The organism is Acinetobacter sp. 809848, assembly GCF_000581275.1.
Classification (GTDB): Bacteria; Pseudomonadota; Gammaproteobacteria; order Pseudomonadales; family Moraxellaceae; genus Acinetobacter; species Acinetobacter pittii.
In genome coordinates this window covers 84,486-91,882 of sequence record NZ_JEXG01000013.1, presented here as the reverse complement: position 1 = coordinate 91,882, position 7,397 = coordinate 84,486, and the positions used below count along the sequence as shown (strand labels likewise).

The 7,397-nt window shown below is 39.9% G+C and carries 6 protein-coding genes; all 6 read right to left on the bottom strand.

From position 1 onward, the window contains the following. Positions 1-167: 167 nt before the first annotated feature. The gene (trpE, locus tag J536_RS13545; RefSeq protein ID WP_005065784.1) at positions 168-1,661 is read right to left on the bottom strand and encodes an anthranilate synthase component I; all 1,494 of its coding nucleotides are present in this window, start codon (positions 1,659-1,661) and stop codon (positions 168-170) included. A 108-nt stretch (positions 1,662-1,769) separates the two neighbouring features. Further along, positions 1,770-2,438, bottom strand: coding sequence for a phosphoglycolate phosphatase (locus tag J536_RS13540; protein WP_005065782.1), 669 nt, complete (start codon positions 2,436-2,438; stop codon positions 1,770-1,772). A 66-nt stretch (positions 2,439-2,504) separates the two neighbouring features. Next, the gene (locus J536_RS13535) at positions 2,505-3,131 is read right to left on the bottom strand and encodes an FHA domain-containing protein (RefSeq protein WP_005065779.1); all 627 of its coding nucleotides are present in this window, start codon (positions 3,129-3,131) and stop codon (positions 2,505-2,507) included. A gap of 40 nt (positions 3,132-3,171) precedes the next feature. Further along, positions 3,172-5,448 carry a type II secretion system secretin GspD gene (gene gspD, locus J536_RS13530; protein WP_005065777.1) on the bottom strand — a complete coding sequence of 759 codons (2,277 nt, stop codon included), beginning with the start codon at positions 5,446-5,448 and terminating at the stop codon, positions 3,172-3,174. A 41-nt stretch (positions 5,449-5,489) separates the two neighbouring features. Then, positions 5,490-6,326 (bottom strand): type II secretion system protein N, encoded by an 837-nt coding sequence (locus tag J536_RS13525; protein WP_005065775.1) that lies wholly within the window; start codon positions 6,324-6,326, stop codon positions 5,490-5,492. After that, positions 6,326-7,069, bottom strand: a complete 744-nt coding sequence (gene gspN / locus J536_RS13520) for a type II secretion system protein N (RefSeq protein WP_032005861.1) — start codon at positions 7,067-7,069, stop codon at positions 6,326-6,328. Before gspN ends, J536_RS13525 begins: the two co-directional genes overlap by 1 nt. Positions 7,070-7,397 lie beyond the last annotated feature (328 nt).

The following is a 7,397-nucleotide window of genomic DNA, read 5'->3' as shown; positions in this document are numbered from 1 at the left end:
GGCACACGGATTCGAACTGTGGACCTACTGATTACAAGTCAGTTGCTCTACCAACTGAGCTATGCCGGCTCTTCTTAGTGTTTCGTACGTTTCGTATCGGAACGGTGTGCAGTTTAGCAAAACTTCCAAACGATGCAAGCGGTTTTTTAAAAAAAACCGCTAAAAACTCATAAAATCAATCCGTTTGATGATAATTCAACCGCTTTGATCACTGCGCGAGCTTTTATTTGCGTTTCATTCCATTCAGATTCAGGATTTGAGTCTGCAACTAGGCCTGCTCCAGCCTGCACATAGACCTTTTTATCTCGAATAACACAAGTACGGATTGCAATCGACATATCCATTTCGCCGTGCCATCCTAAATATCCCACTGCCCCACCAAACACACCTCTTTTCACAGGCTCAACTTCATCAATAATTTCCATTGCACGAATTTTTGGTGCACCCGATAAAGTACCTGCTGGGAAAGTTGCTTTAAATACATCTAGCGCATCGATATCGTCACGAACTTCGCCTTGCACATTTGAGACAATGTGCATGACATGTGAATAGCGTTCAATCACCATTTGATCCGTTACTTGGACCTTCCCAATTTTCGAAACTCGCCCAACATCATTTCGACCAAGATCAATCAACATTAAATGCTCTGCGATTTCTTTTTCATCAGAAAGCAAATCTTTTTCTAGCGCAATATCTTCTTCTTTAGTTTTTCCACGAGGTCTGGTACCTGCAAGCGGACGTACTGTCGCAATACCATTTTCGAGGCGAGAAAGAATTTCTGGCGATGACCCTACAATATGGAATGGCTTTTTATCAGTAATCGTTTGCCCTTGTACCAAGAATAAATAAGGCGATGGATTCAAATGACGTAAAGCACGATAAACCTGTAAAGCCTCTCCATCAAAATCAGAAACCATACGCTGCCCCGGAACAACCTGCATCACATCACCAGCACGTATATATTCTTTAACTTTTTCGACTGTCTCTAAGAATTTCGCTTTACCAGTAATTGATTCAAAATGTGGAGGTGTATGCGGCTTAGCTTGCAAACTAACTGGAGTAGCTAACAACTGCTCTAATTGATCTAATTTTTGCTGAGCGTCTTCATAAGCATTGCTCTGCTCTATATCCGCATGAACAATTAAAAATAAAGTATCTTTAAGGTTATCAAAGATAATGACTGTCTTTGATAGCATTAACCATAAATCCGGCAATGTAATTGGGTCAGCTGTAGGAACATTCTTTAAACGTGGCTCGATATAACGGACTGCGTCGTAGCCTAAATAACCTACTAATCCGCCCGTAAAACTCGGTAAGTTTGGCAAGAGCTCAGCAGATGGCACTTTAAATTGCTTCTGAAATTCACGAATATACTGAAATGGGTCTTGGCAATCTTGTTGTGTAATTGAGCCATCAGCATGTTGTATAGACAGAACACCTGCATTACATGAGAAAACCGTCGACTCACCTAAACCAATCATAGAATAGCGCGCCCAATTTTCGCCACCTTCGACTGACTCAAATAAATAAGCTTGCGTGTGGTCTTTAAAACGAGCGAAAACAGATAAAGGGGTTTCTGTATCTGCTAAGCGTTGGCGATAAACTGGAATCGTGTTGTAACCAGCAGCCTTGAGTTGCTCAAATTGCGCTAATGTTGTCATGAATTTTCTCTAATATGGTTTCGATTTAAAAGTGTGTTTTTCTAGATTCGGTTTAGACACGCCATCGAAAAACCATACGCTTATTCATTCTGATCTCCATTTCATTCATTAGATAATTAACTCAGCAAGACTATCAACAACTTGTTGAGGTTGGCAATCATAGATATTTTCTCCATGATTATAGCCATAGCTAACCACAATACAATCAATTCCAGCACGACGCGCAGCCTCAATATCATTACTTGAATCGCCAATCATTAATGATTGTGAAGCAGATATTTTTAGGCTTTGCATGCAATGCAATAATGGCAATGGATGAGGCTTTCTCTCTGGTAAGCTATCCCCACCAAGTACGACCTGAAAATATGGAGAGAGCTGTAAAGCATCAAGCAAACCTTGAGCAAGTTGTACAGGCTTATTGGTAACGCATGCCATTTGTATATTCAAAGTTTTACAATGTTTTAAAAACTCGGTTACACCATGATAAATTTGAGTATTTACACAGAGTTCTACACTATATATATCAATAAATTTTTGTAATAAGACTTTGTGCTGTTCAGGATCTAATTTTCCAAAAATATGAAGCAGAACACTTTCACAGAGTTTTGAAGCTCCTTTACCCACCCATTCTCGTATTTGGACTTCTGTTACCAATGGCCAACTTAGCGCATCTAAACTTAAATTCATAGACCGATACAAATCAGCAGCAGAATCAACCAACGTCCCATCTAGATCAAATAAAATTAAATCGCGCTTACTTAGTTGTGCAACAGACATCTTTTTTCTACTCAAAATTAAAAAGGCATGCGTTTAGCATGCCTTGATTGTAAAAGCAGCAACGGATTATTTAAAGAATAACCATGCCAATACAGCTAAAATTACTAAAATAATAATAGTGATTAAACCAACTGAGGCATTCTTTTGTTGCTCTTTTTCTTCAGCAACACGAGAAACCGGTTCATCAAAAGCGATAGGTGTTTGCTGTTGTGCATTAATATCTACCCCCTCTGGAATAGGGGCAGGCTTTGGAATAGAAATATTCTGCGGCATACCATCGCGACGAACTTCTACTTCTGCGGCACGCTCCGCAAGACTCGGCATTCCTTGATCGCTTAAATCTGGAGAGGATGTCGTATTTACAGGTTCGGCTTCAATTTCAGGTAATTCCGTGATTTTCTGTGCAGGAGCCAATACAGAAAATTTAAAACTAGCAAACTGAACAATATCACCATCATGCAACTGTTTTTCTTGCTCAATACGAATATCGTTTACAAATGTGCCATTCGATGAATTAAGGTCTTGCACCCATAGCGCTTGATCTTTTAGAAGCAATGCAGCATGGCGACGTGAAATTTCAGCAGCTTGTAACAACACATCAGCATCTTGATGACGCCCTACCAACATATCACGATCAACATTAATTTCTTGGCCAGTAATTTCACCAGTAATTGCTTGTAGTTTCCAAGTCATGCGTATGTCCTATTCATTTTTTATCAATCATAACATGCTACTACTGTGCTGTGCTTGGGCGCAGTGTCGTTGTTGTTACTGTATTTTTAGTACGATTAACTTCAGGATCAGGTAACTGTAAAGTTTGCTTTTGCACTGCTGGCTCTACGGCTACAGGTGTAGTTACCGTCGAGGTTTTTCCACCTGAAGGAACCTGTTGATAGTTTTTCGGCTGAGAGGCAATACTAGGTGGTGTCATCTTTTGATTGTAGACATCATCAACCTGCTCAGGCAGTTTTGCAAAATTGCCGTTTTTATCCATAGCCAATTGCAAGCTATAAAGCTGGCTATAGCGCTGCTGAGACAAACGGCGCACATCATTTGCATCACCCACAATTGTTGGGTGGATAAAAACAAGAAGGTTACGTTTTACATTACTTCTATTATCTGAGCGGAACAATCGACCAACATAGGGAATACTACTTAATCCAGGTATACCTTGTCTTGAAAGTGACGTGTCATCCGACACCAAACCACCAAGCACTACTGTCTGTCCATGCTCAGCCAAAACAGCAGTTTTAATGGCACGTTTACTTGTCACCAAGTCAGCCGCTTGTCCACGACTGTCTTGAACAGCAGAGACTTCTTGTTCTACTTCCAGACGAACTGTACCGCCTTCACCGATATGTGGAACGACTTTTAATGTCACACCGACATCTTTACGTTCAACCGTGGTGTATGGATTAATACCTGTACTGTTTGTAGTTACCGATCCTGTGACAAAGGGAACGTTCTGACCAACAACAATATACGCCTCTTCATTATCCATAGTCACAATGGATGGTGTCGAAAGCAAATTTGATTTGGTATTAGTTTTAAGTGCTTGAATTAATGCACCATAAGCCTTACGAGAATTCTCAAAATTACCCAGAGCCAAGGATGCCCCATTACCTTTATTAGCGCCACCAGCGATAGCTGATGCAGCCCCAGCCGAACCACCCGATAAATAACCAGCAGCAATAGAAGATAAACTAGCCCCTACATTACTAAAGCTAAGTAAACCAATCCCACTAGATAAATCACCCAGTGCCCATTGAATACCAAGTTGATCTGCATCATCTCCTGACACTTCGATAATTGCAGCTTCAATCAGAACTTGCTGACGACGCACATCAAGCTGCTGAATAGCAGATTCAATTTCGCGCATTAATTGAGGATCTGCCTTAACCACTAACGAGTTTTGGGCATTATCCGCAATAATACTCACACCATTTTGGCTAAAGCTAGAGATACTGTTCTGATTATTATTGTTCGAATTACCATTTAGATTAATAGATGGCGTAGAAATTGAGCTACCATTTGAACCAGAGGTATTTGAACTAGAATTCTGGTTATTACCCATCAAATTATTGATCGGATTCGATGAATTAGAAGAACTGTTATTACTATTTGACGAAGAAACGGCCTGCCCTGTTACAAGACCTTGTAAAATTTCAGATAAATTTTTTGCACTTGCATATTTCAAGCGAAAAACTTTTAAGCCCCCCAAGCGATCAGCCGAAGGCACATCCAGCATTTCAATCATGTGGCGAATGCGCTTACGTGTTTCAGGATCGCCCTTAACTAAAATACGATTGGTACGGTTGTCTGCAATAATACGGATACGTGCACCATTAAAATCTTTAGATGCTCCCGTAGCACTCATTGCCTCCAGTTGAGTAATGATTTCTTCAGCTTGGCTCGATTGAAGGCCTATTGCCTCAATATCATTCTGGCCAGTGCCATCTAAATTACGAATAATATTTTCAAGTTGATAAATATTTGCTGCACGGTCCGAAACAATCAGCGCATTAGTCCCTGCAATTGCAGCCATATGCGCAAATTGTGGCATTAAAGGACGAAGTGCTGGAATTAGATCATTAGGATTGGTATTTTCAAGCCAAATAACCCGAGTAACAATCTGATCACCACGTAGTCTGTTTCTAGAATCGTAAGGGATTCCCGAATTTTTGACATTACTATCTGGTACCAGTTTAATGGTGTTACCCGAAGGAATTGCCACCACACCATTTACGTTTAAGACCCCAAGAAACAGGTCGTAAACTTCATTTTTATTGAGGGGTTTATTCGATATTACTGTGACGTTACCGCGTACTCGTGGATCTACTGCAAAGTTTTTACCCGTAATATCTGCCACTTCATTAATAAATGCAGTTAAGTCAGCATCACGTAAATTGATCTTCCATGTTTGGGCATAGACACTGCTGCTCACTGTCGCAATCAATGGGGCTGCTGCAAGTAATGCCCAAAGTGGACGTTGATGATTCAATAAAGCCATAACTTGCGATAATTCCTAACTCTTATGGTGACGTGTTATCACTAAAAATTTTGTTGTATGGTCATCACTTGATCACCACGTTTTATTTCTATTTTCACTTGCCCAGCTCGTCGAGCCTGTTCAAGTAACTGCACATCCGTTTGTCCCTGCCCAACCGTTTGACCGTTTAATGAAACAATCCGATCACCCGGCCTTAAACCTAACTTATTTCGAAGCGCAGTGGGTGTACGTTCTGTAACTTCAAAACCCTCACTGGAGTTCCCACTAACACCCATGTCACGCAGATATTGTTCACGGTTGCCTTGCATTTGCTGAATAGCTTGCCCTAATGCCTCTTGAGCAGTATTAACAGGTGCTGACGACTGAGGTACAGTAGCAGTTGGTTGTGATGCATCTGGCGTCATAGGTTGATATAAACCGTTTGGCAAACCTTTAAATTGGAGTTCACGAGTACTTCCATTACCTTGACGTAATATCACGTGATCCCAATAAACTTCTGCCAACTGATAAGAGGTAGAACCTATTGTTTCTCCTACCCGATATCGGTCGGCAGTATTATCTAGCTTAATAACAGCTGAGGAAAAACGATTCGGATAACCCAGCATTACGCCTTGTAATTCTAGGTTGACATTTTCCTGTGCTGCATTGGCTGAAGGTTCATTAAAAAGTGAAAAAGTACTAATGTTAGGAATTTGTGGCTGCTGTGATCCTAACTCGACCCGATCAAATTGCATCATTTGAGGAGGCGCAATTACCCACCAAAATAATGAAGCTAATTTCCAACACAACCATAAAATTAAAAAGGCAAATACAACTACACTTAACCGATCTAATTTTTGCCACTGTAATTGCTGTAATTTCTCAATCCATACTTTCATTAGTTACCCCCTTGTATTAAGGGTTGACGAGAACTAATGACAAACGTATCCAAACCAGCTTTTCCATCATAAGATGGAATATTAAGTAATAATCTTTGGGTGAGCTGCACATCAAGCATCATGTTGGCATCTAATAAGAGATTCGCCATTTTTTGACTGCGTTGATCACGTATATCAACTTGTAATTGACCATTTTGATCCGTTAATTGGCCATTTAAAGAAGGCATATTCATACGGTCTTGACGATCACCAATATTATAAATTAAAGCACCGCCACCCCAATGTAATTGACCATCAACTGCGGCGAAACCCTGCTCTTTCTTATAATTAAACTCAATATCTTTCAGTTGAATGCTGTTCGTAGGCCATTGCCAATTCACAATTTGTTTTAATGTTTCAGGCGCAATTTGACCATTCATAGCCTTTACAATTACTTTTTTCCCCACACCATAGCCCATTACCCCAGCTAATTGGGTATTACCACTATGGATATCTACATCAGCAGCGAACCTTAATAAAAACAGGTCAAGAGGTCTAGTTTTCCAATGAATCGAACCTCTCAAAGTACCACGCCGCCAATCTGCTTGGCCTTGCCAGATATTTCCACTTACATTGTGTAGAGTTTGATTATTCTTTGAAAATTTAGAAATAAGCCAAGTCGCCGGGATCTGTAAAATAATAAAAATTAAAAATGCAATGAGGGCAAAAAACCACCACTTCCATTGCTTAGACTTTTTCTTCATTCAGCCTTACCAACATGCAAATTATCGTCCTTATTTTGAGAGTAGCTCCCTAGTCTGACATTATGCATACTTTTTCAACATCGCCAATTCACTTCATATAAAAAAACCAAGCAATCGGGCTTGGCTTCGGTATTGAGACTATAAGTTGAACGTATGACAAAATCATGAAAACTTGGCGCTCAATGAAGTAAATGCACATTTGATCTCAACAATTCATTTAAAGAGCAATTTAAACACTCAATTTTTTAAATAATATTTATAGCAAAATTTTGAGATATTTTTATCAATAAAAAAGCCAAGCAAATTTTCTTGGCTTTTAAAAATGGCA

Coding starts and splice junctions, on each gene's coding strand:
- J536_RS13525 (WP_005065775.1), bottom strand. CDS start 6,326: ATGAAAGTATGGATTGAGAAATTACAGCAATTACAGTGGCAAAAATTA.
- gspD (WP_005065777.1), bottom strand. CDS start 5,448: ATGGCTTTATTGAATCATCAACGTCCACTTTGGGCATTACTTGCAGCA.
- J536_RS13540 (WP_005065782.1), bottom strand. CDS start 2,438: ATGTCTGTTGCACAACTAAGTAAGCGCGATTTAATTTTATTTGATCTA.
- trpE (WP_005065784.1), bottom strand. CDS start 1,661: ATGACAACATTAGCGCAATTTGAGCAACTCAAGGCTGCTGGTTACAAC.
- J536_RS13535 (WP_005065779.1), bottom strand. CDS start 3,131: ATGACTTGGAAACTACAAGCAATTACTGGTGAAATTACTGGCCAAGAA.
- gspN (WP_032005861.1), bottom strand. CDS start 7,069: ATGAAGAAAAAGTCTAAGCAATGGAAGTGGTGGTTTTTTGCCCTCATT.